The sequence below is a fragment of the Achromobacter sp. NPDC058515 genome, from assembly GCF_042721735.1.
In the GTDB taxonomy this organism is placed as follows: domain Bacteria; phylum Pseudomonadota; class Gammaproteobacteria; order Burkholderiales; family Burkholderiaceae_B; genus Achromobacter.
Map to the genome: position 1 here is coordinate 288243 of NZ_JBHXNI010000003.1, position 24020 is coordinate 312262.

Here is a 24020-nt window from a genome sequence, read left to right on the forward strand (position 1 = left end):
TGGGCTTACATTTACATGCACTCGCTCACACCCGAGTACCTCGCTGCGCTTCGTTTCGATGGCACCCAGGCAGCCACGTTGCGCTCACTGGGCGAGTATCAGGGCAAACAACAACTCTATGCCGCGCAGTCGCCAGAAACCCTGAAAGGCCTACGTCAGATCGCGGTGATCGAATCTACCGAGTCGTCCAACCGCCTGGAAGGTGTTGTCGTGGCTCCTTCACGGTTGAAGTCTCTGGTCATGCGCAACGCAGCGCCAAAGAGTCGTTCTGAACAGGAGGTGGCCGGCTATCGTGATGCGCTGGCGCTGATCCATGAATCCGCCGCGCACATGCCTTTCAATGAAGGTGTGGTACTGCAATTGCATACCATGTTGTACCGCTACATGCCGCAGGCGGGCGGGCGCTGGAAAGCCACCAACAACGACATCATCGAGCGTCACCCGGACGGCACCTCGCGTCTGCGTTTCCAGCCGGTCGCGGCGCACCTGACGCCGATGGCTATGGCCGATCTGAGCCGGTATTACGCCACCGCGCTGGATCAGCACCTGGCCGACCCCCTGGTACTGGTGCCGCTGGCGATGCTTGATTTCCTATGCATCCACCCATTCCCGGACGGTAACGGCCGCATGTCTCGCTTGCTGACCTTGTTGTTGCTCTACTACTTCGACTATGCCGTGGGCCGCTACATCAGCTTGGAACGCATCTTCGAGGAAACCAAGGAAGGCTATTACGAGACACTCGAAGCCAGCTCGCAGGGATGGCACCAGGGGCAGCACGACGTCAAGCCCTGGCTTGATTATTTCTGGGGTGCCTTGCTGCGAGCCTACCGTGAGTTCGAGGAGCGTGTCGGCACCATCGAGCGGGGACGTGGCAGCAAAGGTGACCGGGTGCGCGCGGAAGTCCTGGGGCGCACTCTGCCGTTTTCGATTTCCGAGATTGAAGAAGCTTGCCCAGGCGTGAGCCGGGACATGGTGCGGCTGGTGCTTCGGGCGATCAAATCAGAAGGTTTGATCGAATCGAACGGTAAAGGGCGTGGTGCGAAATGGCGTCGCACGATTTAAAAAACAAGGGCTTAGCATGAAGTTCAACGAAGACACCCGAGTAAAAATCCCGACCATTCTCCACCTGATGAGGCTGGGCTATCAGTATCTCTCGCTCAAGGGTCAGAGTTGGGATCTGGACACCAACTTATTCCCTGAGCTGTTCTCATCAGCGATCACCCGAATCAACCCCGGCATCGAGGCGGACGATGTTTCTCGACTCCTGGAAGACGTCAAACTGCTGCTCGACAACGAAGACCTGGGGCGCGCCTTCTTTGAACGGCTAAGCGACCGCTCCAACACCAAGCTGATCGACTTCGAAAACTTCGACAACAACAGCTTCCATGTCGTTACCGAACTGACCTGCCAGAATGGCGATGAAGAGTTTCGGCCAGACGTCACCCTGCTGATCAACGGCATGCCGTTGGTCTTTATTGAAGTGAAGAAACCGAACAACCGTGAAGGCATATTGGCGGAGCGGGATCGCATCAACAAGCGCTTCCAGAACCCCAAGTTCAAGCGCTTTGCCAACATCACGCAGTTCATGATTTTCTCTAACAATATGGAGTATGACGACGGCGACCCGGAACCTGTTCAGGGCGCGTTTTACGCCAGCAGCTCCTACCATAAGCCGGCCTTCAATTACTTTCGTGAGGAAGAGATTCTGAACCTTACGGCCCTGCTCAAGCCGCTATCGGATGATGACGAACTCAAGGTGTTGAAGGACAACAACCTGGAAGTCATTCGCAGCAATCCCGAATTCATTGTCAATAAAGACCCGAACCGGCCAACCAATCGTATTTGCACCTCTCTGGTCAACAGAGACCGGCTTGCGTTTATCTTGCGCTATGCGCTCGCCTATGTGTCAGAGACTGACGGGCTGCAAAAGCACATCATGCGCTATCCACAGCTCTTCGCCACCAAGGCTATCGAGAATAAGCTGAATGAAGAGGTAAAGAAAGGCATTATCTGGCATACCCAGGGCAGTGGCAAAACCGCGCTGACTTTCTACAACGTCCGCTTTCTGACTGACTACTTCCAGAGACAGCAGATCATTCCCAAGTTCTACTTTATTGTCGACCGGCTGGACTTGCTGGATCAGGCAAAACGGGAGTTCACCGCTCGCGGTCTGACGGTCCACATCATCAACTCCCGTGAAGCCTTTACCCGCAACATCAAGTTAACGCAAGTCATCCATAACCACTCCGGCAAGGCTGAAATTACTGTCGTCAATATTCAAAAGTTCAAGGATGACCCGGATGTCGTTTCGACCCGAGACTATAACGTGGATATTCAGCGCATCTACTTCCTGGATGAAGTGCACCGTAGCTACAACCCCAAAGGCAGCTTCCTGGCCAACCTGAGCCAGTCGGACACCAACGCCATCAAGATTGGCCTGACAGGGACGCCACTATTGGGGGATGACTATAATTCGCGCGCGCTGTTCGGCGATTACATCCACAAATACTATTACAACGCCTCCATTGCCGATGGCTACACCCTGCGCCTGATCCGGGAAGAAATCGCTACCAATTACAAAATGGCGTTGCAACAGGCCCTGGAAGAGGTGGAAGTGAAAATGGGGGGTGTGGACCGCAAACAGATCTACGCGCATCCCAGCTTTGTTGAACCCATGCTCGACTACATCATCACCGACTTTGAAAAAAGTCGAGGTGCGCTGAACGATGCCACCATTGGTGGCATGGTGATCTGCGATAGCTCCGATCAGGCCAAGGCAATGTTTGAGCTATTTGAAAGTAGGGGAGGCAATACTTATCAAATCGAAGAAGCTACCGATATTATCTATGATTTGCCTAAAGTCGCTGAACCTCCAGCTGAATACAAGAAATCAAGAAAAGAGCAGAACAGAGTCAACAGCGCAGCACTGATCCTGCATGACATAGGTACCAAGGAAGAACGCAAAGAGAAAGTAGAAGACTTCAAGTCGGGAAAAATCGATGTCCTGTTTGTCTACAACATGCTGCTGACCGGCTTTGACGCCAAACGTCTGAAAAAACTCTATTTGGGGCGGGTGATCCGCAAACACAACTTGCTTCAGGCGCTAACCCGAGTCAATCGCACCTATAAAGACTTCAGGTACGGCTATGTCGTTGATTTCGCCGATATCCGTAAAGAATTTGATGAAACCAATAAAGCCTATTTTGACGAGCTGCAGTCTGAGCTGGGCGATGAGATGGAGAACTACTCCAACCTGTTCAAATCTCAGGAGGAGATCAGACAGGAAATCGAACACATCAAGGATGTGCTATTCCGCTTCGACATCGAAAATGCCGAGGTCTTCACCGACCAGATAAGCCAGATTCAGGACAGGGAAACCATCCTGGCCCTGAAGAAAGCACTGGGCGATGCGAAAAGCCTCTACAACCTCATCCGCCTGCAAGGTGAGTACAGCATCCTGGGTGAGCTGGACTTCGCCAAACTGAACATCCTCTATCGGGAAACCTGTAGCCACCTGGATATGCTCAATCTTAAGGAGAGTATCGAGCAAGGCACGGATACTGCCAATTTACTGAATGTGGCCCTTGAGGATGTCATCTTTAAATTCATCAAGGTGGGTGAAGAAGAGCTGGTGTTGGCCGACAAGCTGAAAAACACCCTGCGCCAAACCCGCGAAGCCCTGGCTAGTAATTTTGACCAGCAAGATCCCAAGTTCGTCAGCCTGAAGGAAGAGCTGGAAAGGCTCTTCAAGAAAAAGAACCTCAGTGAAGTCACCCAGGATGAAATGGTGGCCAACATCGATGCGCTTAACAAGATCCACGAGCGCGTCAAGGAGCTGAACCGCGAGAACAACCAGCTTCGCCAGAAGTACCATGGAGATGCCAAATACACCCGCATTCACAAGCGCCTGCAAGAACGTGGAGGCATCAGTGAGTCAGAGCGCAAGATCTTTGAAGCCCTCACCGGGGTCAAGCAGGACGCCGATGAGCAGGTATTGAATAACAGCCAGATACTGGACAACGAAAGCTACTTTGAACGCCAGATGATGCCTTTAGTGATCAGGCGCTTCAAAGGAGAGCAAAACATACAACTCAACGCCGACGCCTCACGCTATATCAATCATCTGGTTGTCGCTGAATACCTGAAAGAATTTAATACCGGAGCACGTACGTGGTAGAACTTGAATTTAGAGATAAAACAAAGGCGCTGATCGATAGCCTGAAGAACATATGCGCCCACTATGGCTTGGGTAACGATGGTAATGAATTCAAAATCATCACCCAAACTTTTCTGTACAAGTTCCTGAACGACAAATTCGCCTACGAGGCGAAGAAGATCGACGAGAAGGTCGCCAACGCCGGAAAGTGGGAAGAAGCCCTGGTCGCCATGAGCGAAGGCGAGCTGGAAATGCTCCAGTTGCAAATGGGCGGCGACACCGCACGATTAAAGCCGCACCATTTCATCAGCTACCTGTTTGGTCAGCAGAACGCGCCGGACTTCGCCAAGCTGTTTGACGATACCTTGCGCGATATTGCCCTGACCAATAATGACGTGTTCGCAGTAAAAACCGACGGCGGCGCCAAGGTGGTGCTGTTTGATAGGGTGAGTGAGTACATTGCCGATGAGTCCAAGCGCGATGCTTTCTGCCGCGCCATCATCAACAAGTTGGTGGAGTTCAGCTTCGAGCGAATCTTTACCCAGAAATTCGACTTCTACGCCACCATCTTTGAATACCTGATCAAGGACTATAACAGCAACTCCGGCGGCAAATACGCCGAGTACTACACGCCCCATGCCGTGGCCCGCATTATGGCGGCTATTCTGGTACCGACGGAGCAACAGGGCAAAGTCAAGAATGTTAGTTGCTACGACCCTTCCGCAGGATCAGGCACCCTGCTAATGAACGTAGCCCATGCCATTGGTGAGAACCGTTGCAGCATCTACACCCAGGACATCTCGCAAAAGTCCTCGAACCTGCTGCGCCTTAACCTGATCCTGAATAACCTGGTGCACTCCATCCCCAATGTGATCCAGGGCAATACCGTGCTGCACCCCTATCACCGGGACGGAAAAGACCTGAAGCGTTTTGACTATATCGTTTCCAATCCACCGTTCAAAATGGACTTCAGCGATTTCCGCGATGAGCTGGACAGCAAAGAAAATAAAGAGCGTTTCTTTGTGGGCATTCCCAAGATCAAGGCCAAAGCCAAGGACAAGATGGAAATCTACCAGTTGTTCTTGCAGCACATCATCCACTCACTCAAACCCGGCGGCAAAGCGGCCGTGGTGGTGCCTACCGGCTTTATCACCGCACAATCGGGCATCGACAAAGGCATACGCGAATACCTGGTGAAGCATAAAATGCTGGCAGGCGTGGTTTCCATGCCATCGAATATTTTTGCCACCACCGGCACCAACGTCTCCATCCTGTTTATGGATGGCAGCAATAAGGACAAAGTGGTACTGATTGACGCTTCCAATCTTGGCGAAAAAATCAAGGATGGCAAAAATCAGAAGACGGTGCTCACTCAAGAAGAAGAGCAACGCATTATTGATACCTTTAATGCCAAAGAGGCGGCGGAAGACTTTTCCGTTGCGGTCAGCTATGACGAAATCGAGGCGAAGAACTATAGCCTGAGTGCAGGCCAGTATTTTGATGTCAAAATCCAGTATGTGGATATTACCCCGGAGCAGTTTGCTGGGAAGATGCAAGATTTTACCAGTAACCTTGATAATCTTTTTAATCAATCCCGAGAACTGGAAGCTAAGATTAAAAAGCAATTGGCAGGGATTAAATTGTCATGAGTAACAAGGCTTCATTTATAAAATATAGCGACATTGCTGACTTCAGAAATGGACTAAATTTCAGTAACGAAAGCCATGGAAAAGGCTGCCTTTTAATCGGTGTATCTGATTTTAAGGACAACTTCGCCCCGCAATGGAAAGAGCTTGAGGAAATAAACCCTGAAGGGATTGCAAAAGACGATGACTATTTACAAAAAGGCGATATAATTTTTGTTCGATCAAACGGAAATAAAGCACTAGTAGGAAGAAGCCTTTATATAGACAGAGAAGTTCCTTCTCTCTATTCAGGATTTTGTATCCGAGCAAGACCTATTTCTGAAAAGATAGATCCGTTATTTATCGCGTATTTCTCCAAGACAGACTTCTTCAAAACCTCTATATCCTCTGCGGCTGGCACAAATATAAATAATTTAAATCAAGGAATCCTTGGTGAGGTAAGGATTCCCAATTACTCGAAAAATGTTCAGAGTGCAATAATTCGTGTTTTATCAGCTATCGACAAAAAAATCGAACTCAACAACCGCATCAACGCCGAGCTGGAAGCCATGGCCAAAATCCTGTACGACTACTGGTTTGTACAGTTCGACTTCCCCGACGCCAACGGCAAACCCTACAAAACTTCCGGCGGCAAAATGGTTTACAACCCAACATTGAAGCGGGAAATACCGGAGGAGTGGAGCGACAAAACGCTATCCCAAATCGCCAACATTACTATGGGTCAATCTCCAGAGGGGAGCTCCTATAACGAAGAAGGTGTTGGAACTATTTTTTATCAAGGTTCCACAGACTTTGGATGGTTGTTTCCCTCCACCCGTCAATACACAACAGTACCAAGCCGCATGGCAAAGAAAGGCGACATTCTTTTGAGTGTCCGCGCTCCTGTTGGTGACATGAATATTGCTAACACTGATTGTTGTATTGGCCGAGGGCTGGCTGCATTGAATAGCAAAACCGGATCGGATGGATTTCTGTTTTATGTGATGAAGTACTTCAAGAAAATTTTTGATCGTCGAAATTCTGAAGGAACAACATTCGGCTCCATCACAAAAAACGATCTTCACTCTCTCACATTGGCATACCCGACAGCGGATCTTCTGAAAAAATATGATTATGTGGTCACGAACTACAACAAGATGATCTTTGAAAGAAGCCTTGAAAATCGTGAGCTTATAAATCTTCGAGATTGGCTCCTCCCCATGCTAATGAACGGACAGGTCACAGTAAGATGATCAATATCGCGTTCCGGCTGCTGCTGACCTTTAATGCCACATCGCTGCTGGTCATTATTTTTCTGGTGCAGAAAGGCTATACCCTGGGCCATTTTTTGGCGGATGTGGGTTGCCTGGGCTGGCTGAATACCTTGCCGAACGCGGTCTCGTATGTGCTGTATCTGCTCGTTCCATTGCTCTCCACTGGCCTGAGCATTCTATTAAGCTCACGACTTGGCCGGGATGCCTTTAAGCAGGGGGAAGTCGCCAGCATAGAGCATGCAAACAATAGCTTCTTGCCCAGTTATTTGGGCTACTTCTTTGTTGCACTCAGCATCGGCAACTGGGAAACCTTGACCTTTGTGTATGCCGTACTGTTTGCGTTTACTTTCTTGTCGCAAGCACTGTATTTCAACCCGCTGTTCCTACTCTTTGGCTACGAGTTCTACAACATTACCACCAAAAACGGCACAGCGATCTTTCTGATCAGTCGCCATAAATATAAAAACCCGGACGAAGTACTCATTTCTACGGCTTTCCGAATCAACAACTATACATTTATTGAACGGGGATAATGGTATGGACCATGTGCTGGCCAGGGTAAAACGGCTCACCAAGAAACCTTTCTTTAAGCTGGTGTCAGATCACACCTTGTATGAGAACACAAATGTCAACCTGACCACCTGTGTTCCTTACTCACCTGGTCATAATCTGGATGAAGACTCATGGTTTAAGGTCGAGCAGTTTAGCCAGCAATCATTTTGCATCGGTTTGCTGAAAAATGATTTTGACTCAAAAGACTACAGCGACTTAAAAAAAGAGCAATTCCCTAACATCGCTTACATCTTTGCTGTCCAGGGCGAGGATTTTTATTTTCAGAAAATAACCTCATCTCTTTTCATCAAGAAGAAAATCATCGGTTTCGGAGAAGCGGTAGAAATCGAGGGGAGCAGTAATCGCCTAGTGATAAATGATCAACCCGATGCCATTTATTTCAAGCAATCAGATGCACTGGTATTTCGCAATCTGGCCGCCATTTCCGGGATTTTTAAGGGTATTGATGCTCTTTACCGAGAAGCCACTCAGCAGGAAGCAGAAACCTTCTTACAGGCGGAGTTTGTTGATTTAAAAAATAATTACGACGCAAGCAAGGTTTCAAAACCAAACCGGAGGCGCATTGCTCTGGCCATGGATTCTTTGGGAAAACTGTCAGATCAGGAACGGGTGGATATTCTTGCTTATATAGGTGACTATTGCGACCAAAAAATCAAGTTCGATCAGACAATCAAAAAATTTGAAATATCAACGGATGAGGAGCTGAAGCTTCTGCTTTACGGAATTGAGCAGCGTTTCTACACCACACTATTTGGGCAGGAAAGACGGCTCGCAAACTCTGTGCAGCCAGTAGGTTAAAGGCCTCACTCGATTCGTCTGTGAAAGTTGACAGCCGATGGCTCGGTACCTGCCACTGGACAAGACGAATGAAAGAGTCAGGCACCAAGGTATATCGCCGTTACTTGCGCCCGCTCATGTCCGAGCTCACGGCTGATCTGCTGTCGAGCTCGCTGGTCAATTGCACGTTGAGTTGCGTCAAGCAGAGATTTGCTAGATCCACCAGCCGTCGGGGCTTTCCAACCCGTCAGAGCTTCATAGCGGCTTTGTGCATACTGATGCCGCAGCCCATGCATATTGCTCAGACCCGCCGCCTTACACTGTCCATCGTAGACGTGCCGCTGCTGGATGTAGGTCTTGTTTGCTGGGATCAATGATCCTGTGCCTGCCAGGTGGTGTGCTGCCTGGAGCACGTCGCGTTGCTCTGTCGTGGTGATGGGCACAGTTCGCTCCCGACCGCCCTTCGTCCATGATCCCTTGAGAGCGACGTGGTCACCCCGATCCGCGTAACTGGGCTGGAACTTGATTGCTTCCTCCCGACGCAATCCGAAGGCGGCCTGTAACTGAAGGCTCATGCGCACGTGGACATCGGTGATCTGTTCAAGACCTGTGCTTAGTTCCTGGGCCTTGCTGATATTGGTCACATAGCGGCGCTCTGCCACGCCAAGCTGCGTGTTGTCCGCCGGCAAGATGCCAGACTTGCCGATTTTCTCAGCCCACCAGCGCAGATGAGAGAGCCGATTCTTGATGGTGCCAGACGACAAGCCTTCGCCTTGCCAGCGTTCCAGCAGCGCCTGGACATGCCTGCCCTTGAGCGACGATGCCTTCATCTGCCGGAAACCGGCCTCGCGCAGTTGCCGCGCGGCCAGCGACAGCGAACGCATCCGGTCGGCTTGCGTGGTGTAGCTACCGTCACGGTTGCGCTGGCAAAGCTGCCGCAGGGTGTAGGTCAAGTCGTCCATATTCCGGCCTCCAAGCAAAGCGCCGTACTGCGTTGCCCTAAAACTCAATGGTTAGTGTTGGTGCCAACTCGCTGGGGCGAGATCCCGTCAGGGCAAGGGCATGGTGTTCAGGAGACACCAGAGCCTCGAATGAGGCGTCCGTCTTGCTCCCTGCTGGAAGCCCGGACGGAGGTACTACAAGACGAAAGTGATGCGAACGTGGACGAGTCCTCCTATGAAGTGAGTGGGATGAGAAATGCAGCGGCAGCCCTGTGCGTTGCGCACAGGCAATTGCCGCAAGGGGCAGTGCGCCAGGCGGTGCGATAGGGATGACTTCAAACAGACGAAGAAGGCTCCGCCCTGGGTAGGGCCGGTATGCGGTCGGAGCCTGGGCATACCTGGGGTGGCTCCACCCTGTCGGGCCAGCGCTTGCAGGAATCTGCGCTGTTGGGGTTGCCGATGTACGAAGCCCATCGGTCTTGGCAACTGCCCGGTCAGTGTAGGGCGGCCATCATCATGTCTGCCGCACGCAATAGGATTTGGCATTCGCCCGCATTGTTGCTGGCGTGGGCGGGGTCGTCACTGCGGCGTGCAGTGACGACCGCGTTTTGCGGCAGCATTTACTACGCAGGATGCGGCTGCCATCCCCTGGCCTGCATTGCCTGCGCTGCGATGTCCCCAGCGTTCGTCGAGGTGTTCATGATCTTGCGGATGTTGGCGATGTGCGCCAGGGCGGTTTCACGCGATGCCGGTTGCGCCGTCGGTTCAGGGCGGTTTTCGGTACGCGGCGGAGCTGCGGGCCGATTCTCGGCAGTCCTTGGGCTGGCAGACATCTCCTTACGTCCTGCCCACAGACCGAACTCGCCAGCAAAAACGCGCTTCACCAAGGCGAAGAAGTAGGCCACGACATTGCGCACGGTGCCGCTCTGGCTGCGTGCCTGCAACTCGTCGAGTACTTCCTGGCGATGCTGCGGCGGCAGCCGCCGCAAGGCGGCCTGCACGTCCTTTTGCTGATCTGCCTGGGCATTGCTCAGGCAAGGCGGCAAGCTCACCCACTGCGATGCCGAATGGCCGTCGCCTTCGCGCGCGCGGTACGTACGTTCTTTTTTATACATATACGTCTTATACGTACCGCCCTGCTCAGCCGTCATGTGGGGAGCGTGTCCAGTCTGTTGCGGAACAGCCGTACTGCCAGCGGAATCGCCAGACGAAGACAGTTGGCCTGCCGCCTGGTTCACTTGTGGCGGTGGAGTGGGGGGCGAATCATCGTCATCGTGATGCTGATCTTGGGCCGCGATGGAAGAGGCTTCAGGCGCCTGCGCCAGCGTTGCCTGGATGTGGATGGCAACACGATCCACCTGGTTGTTCTCATGCCCGATGGAGGCTTGCAGAAGCGCAGGCAGAGTGGCATCGAGCGCGCAGGCCTGCTGGAAGTCCAAGGCGCTTTCGTGAACCTGATACAGCTCGCTGAGCACATGGCCAGTCAGAGGATCGCGCTGCTGGCCCACCAGACTGATCCACCCCGTCAGCCGAAGCACGACGAGAACGCGCCGGGCCGTCTCGTACCCGGCCCGCTGCCCCAGCGGTGTAGTGGTGAGATAGCGGCGCAACTGCCCCAGATTCGCCAGCGGGCTGATGCCCTCGGCACAGCGCAGCATGCGCAGAACCTGCCAGCCATTGCGCTCCAATGGCGTGAGGCGGGCATCGAGCATGAGCGAGGCAGGCGTAGCGAACAGGGCGTCTTGCCCCAGCGGATTGTGGTGGATGTGGTGGTCTGCCATGAGAGTTCTCCGAGGTCTGGGCCACAGCGGCCCGTTCCCCTGCATCTCATCGCGTACCGTCCCAGGCGTCAGCCAACAATGCGGTCCGCGCCACCCCCGTTTTATCCGGCAGGTGCAACGCTGGCACCCGCATCCAGACTGATCTATCATCCCGACACCCCCCTTGGGGGTACAACTGGGGGTACTTCCAGCGATTCCCGCAAAGGCCGTGGCCCGATTTCCCCGCGAAACCTAGCATTCACGGCCCTTTGCCGACCGATCAACGTTTAAACGTGTGATCAACGTCTTTTTCATCCAGCGCCGAGTTCGCCGTAACTCAACGCCGGCATGATGCGAGGCCCCGAAAAGGAATCTCCTTTCCGGGGCCTCGTGTTATCTGCCGCGCGGCTCAGCCGGCCTGCACGTACCCCGTCACGCGGATCATCTCCTTGTACTTCGCAATCTCGCGGGCATAGGCCGCGGCCGCGTCCTCCAGGCTCATGCGCGCGGAGACGTTGCGGCCGTCCGCTTCCAGTTTGGCGATGACGGCCTTGTCTTCCAGGGCGTGGCCGATCGCCTTGTTCAACGCTTCCTTGACCGCGGCGGGCGTGCCTTTCTTCACGTAGTAGCCGGCGTAGCTGGCGTACTCGAAATCGGCCAGCGCGGGCGTGTCCGCGATGCTGGGCACGTGCGCCAGCACGGCGGGCTTGTTCTTGGACAGCACGGCGATCGCCTTGAATCGTCCGCCTTTGATCATCTCCAGCATGGATGCCTGGAAGGGCATGATGCTGAAATCGATCTGGCCGCCGGCCAGGTCCTGGATGACCGGCGCGGTGCCGCTGTAAGGCACGTGCGTGAACGGCACCTGCACGACCTTGCCCAGGTATTCCGTGATCAGGTGATAGAGCGATCCGACTCCCACCGTTCCGTAGGTCAAGGACGCGGACGCGTCGCGCTGGCCGGCCAGTTTCAGGAAGTCGTCTGTCGTGTTGACCGGCAAGCCGGCGCGCACCAGCAGCACCAGGTGCGTGACGGTAATGGGCTGGACGCTTTCGAAGGCGTCGGGCTGATAGCGCACGGCGCGGTTGGTCAGCGGCGGCAGGATCAATTCGTTCTGCGTGCCCTGGAAGAACACGCCGCCGTCCGCCTTGGCATTGAGCACCTTCGAGGCCGCGATCGTGCCCGTGGCGCCGCCCAGGTTTTCAACCACGACCTTCGCGCCGAGGCCGTCGCCGATGGGGCCGCTGAGGATGCGCGCGCTGAGGTCGCTGGGGCCGCCGGCGGGGTACGGAACCATCATGCTGACCGGCCCCGAGGGATAGGCCTGCGCCTGCGCGGCTTTCATCCAGAAGGCGGCGGGCGCGAACGCCAGCGCCGCGCTGGCTTTGAGTAGGGAACGGCGTGTCTGCAATGCGTGTGATGTCATGAAAATCACCTGGTGGGAATGCAGGGCGGGTGGTCGGCGTGCGGGACGCCGGCTACCACTGGGTGTGGGAAAGCCGCAGTATCGTGTTCAGCACCGCCTGTCCGCGGGGGACGATGGTGCCGACTTCGCAATATTCGTCCAGCGTGTGGAACTTTCCGCCGACGGGGCCAGTGCCGCACAGCGTGATGGCGCCCAGGCTGGACGTGACGCCCGAGTCCGCGCAGCCGCCGCTGAATTCCGCTTCCGCCTTGTGGCCGATCGCGCCCAGTTCGGCCTGGTAAAGCTCGAACAGCTTGCGCGATTGGGCGGTGGGCACGAAGGGTTTGAATTCGCCGGTGATGTCCAGCTTGGACAAGGTGCCTGTGATGAAGGATTTGTTGCAGATGCAGCGGATGCTGCCGACCAGGGACTCGCGCTGCTCCAGGTTGAAAATGCGCAGGTCGATCGCCGCGCTGGCCGACGGGGCGGAGGTGTTGACGGACAGCCCGCCGTTCACCAGGCCGACGTTGACGGTGACGCCCGCGTCGATGTCGGTCAGCGCGTCCAGCGCGACGACCTTGTGCGCCAGTTCGGAGATTGCGCTGATGCCTTCGGCGAAGTTCGCGCCGGAGTGCGCGGCCTTGCCTTCGATTTCCATGTTGAAGAACACGCCGCCCTTGCGGCCGGTGACGACGTTGCCGGACGGGCGCCCGGGTTCGGCGTTGAAGACGAAGCCCGCCTGCTTGCCGAACGCGGTGATCGCGTCCTTGCTGAGCGGGGAGCCGATCTCTTCATCGCAGGTGAACAGGCCGGTGACTTCGGGGGCGGCGTCGCCGCTGCGGGCGATGGCGGCCAGCAGGAAGGCGTTCATGACGATGCCCGATTTCATGTCGGCCACGCCCGGGCCGTAGGCCCGGCCGGCCTCGATGCGGAACGGCCGCCTGGCGGCTTCGCCGGCGGGGAAGACGGTGTCACAATGCCCCATCAGCAATACCGGCTTGCCCACGGCGCTGCCGCGATTCGCGGTGACGGAAATCGCGGCTTCGACGTTTCCCGCGTAGTGGGACGCGACAGTCAGCCCATGGGAAGAGAAGAATGATTCCAGCCGCCGGAAGACGCGCGCCACGCCAGGCTTGTCATAGCTGTTGGAATCGATATTGACGATATCGGCCAGCAGGGCAAGCATGTCCGGTTGTTGGCTTTCGAGCCATTGCGCCGCCGTGAGTCCGGTGTCGAGAGTCATTGTCTGTTCCTCAGGTATTGTTATTTAATACTTAGTATTATTATGCGCTACCAGGGCGCGGCTCCACCATTAGGTAAAACGATGACGACAAATGCGCTGTATGTAGGATCCGTGGGCAAGGCGTTCCGGGTGCTGGACTGTTTCAAGGGCGCCGCGGGCGACCTCAGCCTGACGGAGATCATGGACCGCAGCGGGCTGGACAAGAGCGCCGCCCAGCGCTACGCCTACACGCTGTGCGCCGAGGGATACCTGGAACAGAATCCGCAGACGCGGCGCTATCGGCTGGGCACCGGCATGCTCAACCTGACCTTCCATTTCCTGCGCACGCACGCGCTGGTGGAAGCGCTGAACCCGATCATGCTGGACCTGTCGAAAGCCACGGGCGAGAAGATCAGCCTGTCGCTGCGGGACGGCAATGAGCTTGTCCATGTCATGCGGCACCAGACTCACACCGAGCACTACCACGCGTCGCTGGTCGGTCGGCGGGTGCCGCTGTATTGCACGGCCGGCGGACGCGCGGTGCTGTCGAGGCTCGGCGAGGCTGAGCTGTCGGCGCAACTGGCCGGCATGGAACTGTCAGCCTATACGCCCAAGACCTTGACGACCGCCAAGGCGGTCAAGGCCGAGGTCAGGAAGGCGCGCGACCAGGGCTACGCGCTGGTCGTGGACGAGTTCATCGTGGGCGAGGTCAGCCTGGGCGCGGCGGTGACGAATGCGCAGGGCGAGGCCTATGGGGCGCTGCATGTGTCGGGCTCGTCCAGCGCATGGAGCGGCGAGGCCTATGCGGCGAAATTCGCGCCTTTTCTGCTGCAGGCCATTGCCCAGTTCCAGCGCCGCAATCCAGCGGATTGACGGGGAGGGCTCAGGCTGCCTTTTGTCCTTCGCCCGCCGTGCGCAGGAAATTCTCTTCCAGCACGCTCAGCACGCGGTTCAGCGTGTCGATGTCGGCGGCCGACAGGCCCTTGAGCGATTCTTCGAAGAAGGCTGCGCGCTTGGGCAGGGCCTGGTTGACCACGGCCTGTCCGGCCGGCGTCAGGCTGGCGTTGGTCAGCCGGTTATCCTGCGCGTCCACCGCCCGCGCGATCCACCCCAGTTTCTGCATCGCCTGCAACTGGCGCGTGAGCGATGCGGGATCGAGCCGGCAGCGTTCGGCCAGGTGTTTCTGCGAGCACTGCCCGCATTCATGCAGCGCCAGCAGGATGCGCCAGCGCGGCAGCGCGTGGCCGACCTTGCTGCTGAAGGCGCTTTGCATGACCCGATAGGTCTGGCCCATGTGCTGGATGACTTGCAGGCCTTGTTGTTGTTTGGGCAAAAGCTACTCTCCGACGCCGGCGGGCTCCGGCTTGGAAGGCCGGACCAATTGCACCAGGGGCACGCGCCGTACGCACCAGAGCGCGAAGACGGCGACGGCCAGGGCGATGAGCTGCCCTTCATGGATGGCGCCAACGAGCGCGACGCGCGCGATCTCGATCAGCGACGTTCCATCCTGGCCTTGATGCGCCAATTGTGCCAGGAACTCCGTCTGGGCCGCCGGATTGACCAGCATTTGCGGATCGTTCAGTTCCGGCAGCCATTGCGCGGACGCGCCCCGCAGGGTGGATTCCATGCCGCTGAAATAGCTGTGGCTGACCATGGTGCCGACGACGGCGGTGCCCAGCATGCCGCCGATCATGCGCAGGGACTGCAGCAGGGCGGTGGCGATGCCCAGGTGGCTGCGCCCCGCGGTCTGCTGCGCGAAGACCGTCAGGTTGGGCATGATGAAACCCATGCCCAGGCCGGCCATCAGCATGTAGGCGGCGATGAGCGCATGTGACGTATAGCTATGGGTCGTAACAATGCCAAGACAGGAGAACGCCATCAGGATGAAGCCGGCGTACAGCATGCGGTTGGGATTGCGGATGCGGGTGATGATGCGTCCGTTGAGAATGCTGCCCACCGTGATGAAGACAACCATGGGGGTGATCAGCAGCCCCGCGTCCTGGGGCGACAGGCCAAAGCCGCCCTGCAGCAGCAGCGGCGCGTAGAACAGCAGCGAATACATCGTCACGCCCACCAGCAGGGCCAGCGTGAAGAGCATGGCCAGCCCGCGGTTGCGGAACATGTCCAGCGGCAGGAGCGGATGCGGGCAGCGCTTTTCCCACCAGATCAGGGCGGCAAAGGCGGCGATGCTGCCCGCGCCCAGCAGCACGATGGGCGGGGTGAAGCCTTCCTTGGGCAGCAGTTCCACCAGCAGTTGCAGGCCGCCCAGCCCCAGGGCGATCAGCAGGGCGCCCTGCCAGTCCAGCCGCACCTTGCCCGAGGTGTGGTTGCGCAGGTGCGGCAGGTAGCGCGCCACGAACCAGAGGCCCAGGATGCCGATGGGCAGGTTGACGTAGAACACCGTGCGCCAGCCGTAATGCTCCGTCAGCGCGCCGCCCAGCGTGGGGCCCACGGCGTTGGCGATGCCGAAGGCGGAGCTGAGCATGACCTGCCAGCGCAGCCGCACGTGGGGGTCGGGGAACAGGTCGGGGATGGAGGCGAAGGCGGTGCCCACCAGCATTCCGCCGCCGATCCCCTGCAGGGCCCGCGCCAGCACCAGCCCGAGCATGGTGTCGGCCGCGCCGCACAGCGCCGAGGCCAGGGTGAACAGCACGATGGCCGCCACCACGAACGGCTTGCGCCCGTAGTAGTCGCCCAGCCGGCCGAAGATCGGCACCGTGATGACGGAGGTCAGCAAGTAAGACGTCGCTACCCATGCATACAGTTCGAAGCCCTTGAGTTCCGCCACAATGGTCGGCAGCGCGGTGCCCACCACCGTCTGGTCGATGGCGACCATCATCATCACGAAGCACATGCCCAGCATGGCAAGCAGGGTCTGTCGGAAAGGAAGCACCTGGCCGGGCGAGTGCTGAGTGGGGGAAGCGGGGGCGGGCATTGTTGGACACATCAATGATTGATAGATCAATCATTCTAGTCCTACAATCCGCCAGACAGAAAGTCGTCAGCTTCATGTGGCCGCCCGGCGGCATTCCCGCTGGACGGCCCGATTTGTTACGATAGCGATATCTGCGCGCCGGCTTGCCGGCGACTTCAGCAGGCCTTCCTCGTAGATCCTCCCCCTTGGCGCCATTGCCGCAGGTCCGGCAGGAGCGAGGACACCCCCTGAAGGCAGACCGCTATATGGCCAGGTGATTTCCGCCGGCAACGCACCATCCCCGCGCCTGGCGCGGCGGGCGGCATTCAAGGATTACCAGTCGAGGTACCGACGGGGCAGCAATGAAAACGTGGTTCAAGCGCATTTTGATAGGCCTGGTTGTGTTGGTTGTCGTGGCCGTCGTTGGCCTGGCCATCTTCTTGCTGACGTTCGACCCCAACGCGTACAAGTACAAGCTCGAAGAGCTTGTCCAGGAACGCTATCACCGCACGCTCACGATCGACGGCGAAATCGAGCTTTCGCTCTTCCCGCGGATCGGCCTGTCGGTGCAGGGCGTCTCGCTGTCGGAGCCCAATAGCACGGACACCTTCGCATCCATCGAGAGCACCCGCCTGGCGGTTGCGGTGTGGCCCCTGCTGTCCAACAGCTTCGTGGTGGACCACGTCGCCATCAGCGGCCTGAAGGCCCGCGTTGTCCGGGACAAGCAAGGCCAGTTCAATTTCAGCAATCTCGTGGGCGGCACGCAGCCGGTTACCGAGACGCCCTCCAATCCCGCCGAGGCGCTGGTGGGCGCGGCGCAGACCGCGGCGCAGGCCATCACCAGCGGCACCATGCCGCCGTCGCGCAACAATATGCAGATCGACATCGCCGGCCTGGACCTGAAGGACGGCGAAGTGCAGTTGCAGGACGCCATCACGGGGATGGCGGTGGCCGTGACCCGCATCAACGCCAACACCGGCCGCGTCACGTTCAACCAGCCGTTCGACGTGCGCCTGACGGCGCGCGTCGAGGGCGGCGATCCGCGCGTGGACGCCAACCTGACCGGCCAGGCCCTGCTGACGCTGGACCCTTCGGCCAAGCGCTACGCGGCGCAAAAGCTGGACCTGCGCATGGACGGCAAGCTGCCGGGTGCCGAGGCCAAGAGCCTGGCGGTGCGCGGCAACCTGGCCTTCAATGGCCAGAAGTCGTCGCTGGACGTGGCTGGCCTGGAAGTCGTGTTCCAGGGAGACATCACCGATCCCGCCGTCCGCGCCACGAATGTGGACGCCAGCGTGGCGATTCCCAAGCTGGCGATCGATCCGCACAAGAGCCAGTTGCAGATCGAGAAGCTCGCCGTGCGCGCCAAGGGCGGCGTCGCCGACGGCCCGTTCGAACTCGCGGTGGATGCGCCGGCGCTCAATATTTCTCCGGCCTCCGCCACCGGCGAGGCCCTGACCGGCCGCGTGCGCATCAGCGGCCTGGACGCCAGCTTCGGCCTGAACGGCATCAGCGGCAACGCCGGTGAACTGGACATCAAGGAAGCCAAGCTGGACAGCACGTCCAAGAATGGCGAGCGCGTGGTGAAGCTGAACTTCGCCTCGCCCCTGACGCTGAACCTCCTGCAGCGCAGTGGCGGCCTGTCCGGCCTGCGCGGCGACGTGAACATCACGGACCCTGGCCTGCCCAAGGGCAGCCTGCAGATTCCCGTCATCGGCAGCCTGGCGGTGGACCTGCTGAAAGACCAGGCCACCAGCAAGATCAACGCCGTGCTGGAAGGCGGCAAGTTCGATCTGAGCGCCGACATCACCAGGCTCTCCGATTCGCCGCTGGTGAAGTTTGCGCTGGCCGTGGACACGCTGGACCTGGACAAGCTCGTGCCGCCCGTGGCGGCCGCGCCGGCCAAGCCGCCCGCCGAAGGCAAGAAAGACGAGAGCAAGCCCGCGCAGCCCGCGCCGGCCGCGCCCCCGGACGATTCGATCAACCTGTCGGCGCTGGTCGGCCCCAGCGTCAACGGCACGCTGAAGGTCGGCAAGCTGGTCGTGCGCGGCCTGAAGGCCGACGATGTCGCCGCCGTGGTGAAGCTGGACAAGGGCAAGCTGGAAATCTCCAGCCTGACGGCGGGCCTCTACGGCGGCAAGCTGGCGGGCGCCCTGACCGTGGACGCCGCGCAAGGCAACCAGCTGGCCACCAAGATGTCGCTGGCCGGCATTGCGATCGAGCCGCTGCTGGTGGACCTGGCGCAAAAGAACGTGCTGAGCGGCACGGGCAGCCTGGCGCTGGACCTGAAGACCGCCGGCGCCAATGTCTATGCCATGAAGAGCGGCCTGGGCGGCACCCTGCAGTTGCGCCTGCGCGATGGCGCGGTCAAGGGTATCAACCTGACCCAGACGCTGCGCGATCTGAAGGCCGCGTTCACGCCGGAGTCTCAGAACCACACCGTGCCCGCCGACACCAGCAAGCAGACGGAATTCTCCGAGATGGACGCGGACCTGGCGTTCGCCAAGGGCGTGGCCACCGTCAAGCGCCTGAACGTCGTGTCGCCCCTGCTGCGCGTGACGCAGGGCGAGCCGGCCATCATCGACTTCGTCAAGAGCGAGCTGGACCTGGTGGCGCGCGCGCGCGTCGTCAATCCGGCCGCCGATCCCGAAGGCAAGGAACTGATAGACCTGAAGGACGTGACCATCCCCGTCCACGTCAAGGGGCCGTTCGACAAGCCCACCTACACGCTGCTCTGGAAGGACGCCATCGGCGCCATCCTCAAGCGCAGCCTGGAGAACAAGCTGCGCGAAGCGGTCTCCGGCAAGGGCAAGAACGGCGCCGCCGTGGACAAGGCCTTGAAAGGATTGCTGGGCAAATGAGCACTGACCAATTCCAGCCCATCGCGGAATGCGGCCTCACGCCGCAAGCCCATGCCGCCGGCTATCACCGCCAATGGCTGATCGCCAACGACTCCGGGCAATGGCTGAACCGCGGCCTGTGCCCCAAGCTTGCCGACGTGTCGGTCGAGCTGCGCCTGGGCTACCTGGTGCTGAAGGCGCCGGGCATGCTGCGCATGGATATCCCGCTGGACGTCATCGAAGACGACGACAGCGTGCGCTACAGCATGAAGGTGGGCGAACAGGTCATCGACGTGATCGACGAAGGAGAGCTGGCCGCGGCCTGGATCTCCAATTTCGTGCAGGTGCCTTGCCGCATCATGAAGGTGCACCCGGATACGCCCGTGGCCGCCTGGCCCGCGTGAACGCTGTCCGGGCGTGAGCCGGCCCGCCTGTCAGGCGCCGGCGCGGGCCCGCTTGTATTCGAATGCGGCGTGGGCCAGCAGGCCCGCCGCCAGGCCCCAGAAAGCCGATCCGATTCCCCAGAAACTGAATCCCGACGCCGTCGCCAGCAGCGTGATGAGCGCGGCTTCGCGCCGTTGCGGGTTGGCCATGGCGGCCGCCATGCCGCCCATGATGGTGCCCAGCAGCGCCAGGCCCGCCAGCGCGGCGAGCAGGGCGGCCGGCAGCGCCTGGAAGAAGACGGCGACCGCGCCCGCGACGATGCTGAGCGCGAAGTAGCCGATGCCGTAGGTGGCGGCGGCGATGTAGCGCTTGCCCGGATCGGGATGCGCTTCGGGGCCGGTGCAGATGGCCGCGCTGATGGCGCCCATCGTGACGCTGTGCGCGCCGAACGGGGCTGCCAAAAGGCCCAGGAAGCCCGTGGCGGCGACCAGGCGCGAGGCCGGGGGGCGATAGCCGGCGGCCTGCAGGATCGCCAGGCCGGGCAGGTTCTGGGACGCCATGGCCACGACGAACAGCGGGATGCCCAGGCTGACCGCCGCCTGCGCGCTGAAGGCGGGCGTGGTCCAGACGAATTCGGTCAGGCGCCAGTCCAACTGGTCCACCTGCATCAGGCCCAGCCCGGCCGCCATGGCGACGGCCACGGCCATCACCACCAGCACCGCATAGCGCGGCGCCCAGCGGCGGCACAGCAGGTAGGCGGCGCACATGGTCAGCACCAGCGCGGGCTGTTTGCTGATGTGGGTGAAGATGCCCATGCCGAAATTGAGCAGCACGCCGGCCAGCATGGCGGCGGCGATCTCGCCGGGAATGCGGCGCAGGATCGGGTCGATCCAGCCGAACAGGCCGCAGGCCAGGGTCAGCCCGGCCGCCAGCACAAAGGCGCCGATGGCTTCATTGAAGGGGACGCCGGCCAGCGCGGTGACCAGCAGCGCCGCGCCGGGGGTCGACCAGGCCATGACGATGGGCAGGCCGGTGCGCAGGCTGTAGAACGCGCCGCCCGCGCCCAGCACCAGGCTGAGCGATCCGATCCAGGAGCCGATGCGCGCGGCGTCCAGCCCCGCGGCATGGCCCGCCTGCACCATCAGCACGGCGGTGCCGCCAAAGCTGACCAGGACGGCGACAAGGCCCGCCGCGATCGCCGACGCGGAAATATCGCGGCGGGCTTGGCGGGGAGAGGGGGGAAGGTCGATGCTGGATTGCGCCGTGTCGCTCATGCGGCACCGGTCAGGCGGCGGTACTTGGCCATGAGTTGTTCCTGGCCTTCATTCCACTGAGGGTGCAGTTCGATGCACTCCACCGGACAGACTACCTTGCATTGCGGCTCGTCGTGATGGCCGACGCATTCCGTGCAGCGGTCGGGATCGATGACGTAGTAGTCCGCGCCCATGGAAATCGCGTCGTTCGGGCACTGGGGCTCGCAAACGTCGCAATTGATGCATTCTTCGGTGATGGTCAGGGCCATGATGGGCAGCGGAGTAAAGCCGGGGGCGCTGTCATTGTAGCGCCGGGCGCGCGCACCGGCCGGAAAGCGCAAGAAGGGCGCTATGCGCGCCCTTTGGGGATGATGCCATGGGAGGGGTTCAGCCCGGCCAGGATTGCTCGCGGCGTTCCTTGGCTTTTTCCTGGAGCCAGCGTTCGACCGACGGGAACACGAACTTGCTCACGTCGCCGCCAAGCTGGGCGATTTCGCGCACGATGGTGCCCGAGATGAACTGGTATTGGTCCGATGGCGTCATGAACAGGGTTTCGACGTCGGGCAGCAGATGGCGGTTCATGCCGGCCATCTGGAATTCATACTCGAAATCGGACACGGCGCGCAGACCGCGCACGATGACGCGGCCGCCCTGGTCGCGCACAAAGTCCTTCAACAGGCCGCCAAAGCTCTGCACTTCCACGTTGGGATAGTGGCCCAGCACTTCGCGCGCGATTTCCACGCGCTCGTCGATGCTGAAGAAGGGCTTTTTGTTGCGGCTAAGGGCGATCCCCACCACGACTTTGTCGAAAAGCGTGGCTGCACGGCGAACCAGGTCTTCGTGGCCCCTGGTCAGCGGGTCGAAAGTGCCGGGATATACAGCGATGATCATGCGAGCTCCGTACCGTTATTAGTGGTGTACACCATCCTCCGAAGCCCGGATTATTGATCTATTTCCGCAATGCAGCAAATTCCAGCAGGTGGTAGTGGACCGCGCCTGCCTTGTCCTGCCGCAATATCCGGAATCCTTCGGGCGCTTCGATGGCGGTTTCCGCCTCGACATAGACTAGCCCATGATCGGTCAAAATGCCCGGCAGAATCGGCCAGAGGCGCGGCAGCCAACCCTGTCCGAAGGGCGGGTCCAGCATGATCAGGTCAAACCGGGACGCATCCATGCGTTCGGCCACCTGCATGGCGTCGCCCACATGGATGCGTATCATGTCGGCTTTGAGCTTGTCGCGCAGTGTCCGCAGGGCGGACGCGGCGGTCTTGTCCCGCTCGACCATCTGCACATGCGCCACGCCGCGCGAGGCCGCCTCGAATCCCAGGGCGCCGCTGCCGGCAAACAGATCCAGCACCTGCTTGTCGGCGAACTCGCCGCCCCACAGGTGATTCAGCCAGTTGAACAGCGTCTCGCGAACCCGGTCGGGCGTGGGCCGCAGCGTCTCCACGTCGGGCACGGCAATGGGGGTGCGTCTGTATTGGCCCCCGACGATACGAATATACTTGTTACCCATGTTTAGCCGCTTCTTCAAGAAAAAATCCCCTCCGCCCGCCGCACCGGCCCAGCCCGCGCCGCCGCCGGAGGCCGTTGACGCCGCCGTCGCGCCCGCGGAGCCCGCCGTTGCGCCGGTTCCCGCGCCCGCGCCCGAGCTTCGCCAAGAGCCGTCGTTTACGCCGGCCCCGGCCCCGGCGCCTGTGGCCCCGCCTGCGGCGCCGCCGGTCCCCGCGCCCGTTGCCGCGCCGGCGCCAGAACCTGCGCCTGCCGCCGCGCCGGAGCCCGCTTCGATTCCGCCGGCAGCGCCCGTTGTCGAGCCGGTCCGCGAACCGGAGCCCGCGCCGGTTCCTACGCCTGCTCCGATCCCCGCGCCGGTTGCGGCGCCCGCCGCAATCGCCGCGCCTGCGCCCGCCCTGGAGCAGGCCGCCGCCGAGGCGCCCAGGAAGGCGTCGTGGCTGTCCCGCCTGAAGCAGGGCCTGTCGCGCACCGGCCAAAGCATTGGCGGCATCTTCATCGGCGTCAAGGTCGACGAGAACCTCTTCGAGGAGCTCGAATCGGCGCTCATTATGGCCGATGCGGGCCTGGAGGCCACCGAGCAGCTGCTGACCGCGCTGCGCGCGCGGGTCAAGAAAGAGCGCATCGAAGACCCGGCCAAGGTGAAGGTGGCCCTGCGCCAGCTGCTGGCCGATCACCTGCGGCCGCTGGAGCGCGCGTTCGACCTGAAGCGCACCCAGCCCCTGGTCGTCATGATCGCCGGCGTCAACGGCGCCGGCAAGACCACCTCCATCGGCAAGCTGGCGCATACCTTCCAGCGCCAGGGCGCCAGCGTGTTGCTGGCCGCCGGCGACACCTTCCGCGCCGCCGCCCGCGAGCAGCTCGTGGAATGGGGCAGCCGCAACAACGTCAGCGTGATCTCGCAGGATGGCGGAGATCCGGCTGCGGTGGCGTTTGACGCCGTCAATGCCGGCCGCGCGCGCGGCATGGGCGTGGTCATGGTGGATACCGCCGGACGCCTGCCCACGCAGCTGCACCTGATGGAAGAACTGAAGAAGATCCGCCGCGTCATCGGCAAGGCCGATGCCGCCGCGCCGCATGAAGTGCTGCTGGTGGTGGACGGCAACACCGGCCAGAACGCGCTGGCGCAGATCCGCGCCTTCGATGCGGCCATCAACCTGACCGGCCTGGTCGTGACCAAGCTGGACGGCACCGCCAAGGGCGGCACGCTGGCCGCCGTGGCCGCGGGCAGCCAGGGCGTGCGGCCGATCCCGGTGTACTGGATCGGCGTGGGCGAAAGCCTGGAGGATCTGCAGCCGTTCGTGGCGGATGAGTTCGCCGCGGCCCTGCTGGCCGACTGACGCCTGCGCCTCGGCGGTTCAATGCGGGACGGTGCGCAAGCCCCGTC

20 protein-coding genes are annotated in these 24020 nt (G+C 59.9%); 10 read left to right on the forward strand and 10 right to left on the reverse strand.

Features of this window, described 5'->3' with window-relative positions; all coding sequences use genetic code 11:
* The first annotated feature begins 15 nt into the window (after positions 1-15).
* The 6 genes from ACFWP0_RS07295 to ACFWP0_RS07320 are packed head-to-tail and all read left to right on the forward strand — an operon-like array spanning position 16 to position 8426.
* Positions 16-1062, forward strand: coding sequence for a Fic family protein (locus ACFWP0_RS07295; RefSeq protein WP_377840827.1), 1047 nt, complete (start codon positions 16-18; stop codon positions 1060-1062).
* Between the two features lie 16 nt (positions 1063-1078).
* Positions 1079-4177, forward strand: a complete 3099-nt coding sequence (locus ACFWP0_RS07300) for a type I restriction endonuclease subunit R (RefSeq protein WP_377840829.1) — start codon at positions 1079-1081, stop codon at positions 4175-4177.
* Positions 4171-5805, forward strand: a complete 1635-nt coding sequence (locus ACFWP0_RS07305) for a class I SAM-dependent DNA methyltransferase (protein ID WP_377840830.1) — start codon at positions 4171-4173, stop codon at positions 5803-5805. Before ACFWP0_RS07300 ends, ACFWP0_RS07305 begins: the two co-directional genes overlap by 7 nt.
* The gene (locus ACFWP0_RS07310) at positions 5802-7034 is read left to right on the forward strand and encodes a restriction endonuclease subunit S (protein WP_377840831.1); all 1233 of its coding nucleotides are present in this window, start codon (positions 5802-5804) and stop codon (positions 7032-7034) included. The genes ACFWP0_RS07305 and ACFWP0_RS07310 overlap by 4 nt, the downstream gene beginning before the upstream one ends.
* On the forward strand, positions 7031-7588 hold the full coding sequence (locus ACFWP0_RS07315) for a hypothetical protein (protein ID WP_377840832.1): 558 nt from the start codon (positions 7031-7033) through the stop codon (positions 7586-7588). Before ACFWP0_RS07310 ends, ACFWP0_RS07315 begins: the two co-directional genes overlap by 4 nt.
* Before the next feature lie 4 nt (positions 7589-7592).
* Positions 7593-8426: an ATP F0F1 synthase synthase gene (locus tag ACFWP0_RS07320; protein ID WP_377840834.1), complete on the forward strand. Its 834-nt coding sequence runs from the start codon at positions 7593-7595 to the stop codon at positions 8424-8426.
* Positions 8427-8503: 77 nt separating this feature from the next.
* Here ACFWP0_RS07320 and ACFWP0_RS07325 read toward each other — a convergent pair whose 3' ends face one another.
* The 4 genes from ACFWP0_RS07325 to ACFWP0_RS07340 form a co-directional block, all read right to left on the reverse strand.
* Complete coding sequence (locus ACFWP0_RS07325) at positions 8504-9367, reverse strand: phage integrase N-terminal domain-containing protein (protein WP_377840835.1); 864 nt, start codon at positions 9365-9367, stop codon at positions 8504-8506.
* Between the two features lie 602 nt (positions 9368-9969).
* Entirely contained in the window at positions 9970-11127 is a 1158-nt protein-coding gene (locus ACFWP0_RS07330; protein ID WP_377840836.1) for an STY4528 family pathogenicity island replication protein, read from the reverse strand.
* A gap of 388 nt (positions 11128-11515) precedes the next feature.
* On the reverse strand, positions 11516-12532 hold the full coding sequence (locus ACFWP0_RS07335) for a Bug family tripartite tricarboxylate transporter substrate binding protein (protein ID WP_377840838.1): 1017 nt from the start codon (positions 12530-12532) through the stop codon (positions 11516-11518).
* Positions 12533-12584: 52 nt separating this feature from the next.
* Positions 12585-13754 carry a M20 family metallopeptidase gene (locus ACFWP0_RS07340; protein WP_377840839.1) on the reverse strand — a complete coding sequence of 390 codons (1170 nt, stop codon included), beginning with the start codon at positions 13752-13754 and terminating at the stop codon, positions 12585-12587.
* A gap of 81 nt (positions 13755-13835) precedes the next feature.
* On the opposite strand from ACFWP0_RS07340, the gene ACFWP0_RS07345 reads away from it, so the two are divergent.
* Positions 13836-14606: an IclR family transcriptional regulator gene (locus ACFWP0_RS07345; protein WP_377840841.1), complete on the forward strand. Its 771-nt coding sequence runs from the start codon at positions 13836-13838 to the stop codon at positions 14604-14606.
* A gap of 10 nt (positions 14607-14616) precedes the next feature.
* Here ACFWP0_RS07345 and ACFWP0_RS07350 read toward each other — a convergent pair whose 3' ends face one another.
* Positions 14617-15066 (reverse strand): MarR family winged helix-turn-helix transcriptional regulator, encoded by a 450-nt coding sequence (locus ACFWP0_RS07350; RefSeq protein ID WP_377840843.1) that lies wholly within the window; start codon positions 15064-15066, stop codon positions 14617-14619.
* A 3-nt stretch (positions 15067-15069) separates the two neighbouring features.
* Complete coding sequence (locus ACFWP0_RS07355; RefSeq protein WP_377840844.1) at positions 15070-16668, reverse strand: MDR family MFS transporter; 1599 nt, start codon at positions 16666-16668, stop codon at positions 15070-15072.
* Positions 16669-17009: 341 nt separating this feature from the next.
* On the opposite strand from ACFWP0_RS07355, the gene ACFWP0_RS07360 reads away from it, so the two are divergent.
* Together ACFWP0_RS07360 and ACFWP0_RS07365 are read left to right on the forward strand one after the other, a co-directional pair.
* Entirely contained in the window at positions 17010-19505 is a 2496-nt protein-coding gene (locus tag ACFWP0_RS07360; protein ID WP_377840845.1) for an AsmA family protein, read from the forward strand.
* Positions 19502-19888, forward strand: a complete 387-nt coding sequence (locus ACFWP0_RS07365) for an MOSC N-terminal beta barrel domain-containing protein (protein ID WP_377840846.1) — start codon at positions 19502-19504, stop codon at positions 19886-19888. Before ACFWP0_RS07360 ends, ACFWP0_RS07365 begins: the two co-directional genes overlap by 4 nt.
* A gap of 30 nt (positions 19889-19918) precedes the next feature.
* On the opposite strand, the gene ACFWP0_RS07370 is transcribed toward ACFWP0_RS07365, so the two are convergent.
* From ACFWP0_RS07370 to rsmD, 4 genes are all read right to left on the reverse strand, one after another.
* On the reverse strand, positions 19919-21142 hold the full coding sequence (locus ACFWP0_RS07370) for a benzoate/H(+) symporter BenE family transporter (RefSeq protein WP_377840847.1): 1224 nt from the start codon (positions 21140-21142) through the stop codon (positions 19919-19921).
* Entirely contained in the window at positions 21139-21390 is a 252-nt protein-coding gene (locus ACFWP0_RS07375) for a YfhL family 4Fe-4S dicluster ferredoxin (protein WP_377840849.1), read from the reverse strand. Before ACFWP0_RS07375 ends, ACFWP0_RS07370 begins: the two co-directional genes overlap by 4 nt.
* A 118-nt stretch (positions 21391-21508) precedes the next feature.
* Positions 21509-22012 (reverse strand): pantetheine-phosphate adenylyltransferase, encoded by a 504-nt coding sequence (gene coaD, locus ACFWP0_RS07380; protein WP_006227601.1) that lies wholly within the window; start codon positions 22010-22012, stop codon positions 21509-21511.
* Positions 22013-22070: 58 nt separating this feature from the next.
* Positions 22071-22637 carry a 16S rRNA (guanine(966)-N(2))-methyltransferase RsmD gene (gene rsmD / locus ACFWP0_RS07385; RefSeq protein ID WP_377840850.1) on the reverse strand — a complete coding sequence of 189 codons (567 nt, stop codon included), beginning with the start codon at positions 22635-22637 and terminating at the stop codon, positions 22071-22073.
* On the opposite strand from rsmD, the gene ftsY reads away from it, so the two are divergent.
* Entirely contained in the window at positions 22636-23973 is a 1338-nt protein-coding gene (gene ftsY, locus ACFWP0_RS07390; protein ID WP_377840852.1) for a signal recognition particle-docking protein FtsY, read from the forward strand. The two genes, rsmD and ftsY, sit on opposite strands and share 2 nt — an antisense overlap.
* Positions 23974-24020: the final 47 nt, after the last annotated feature.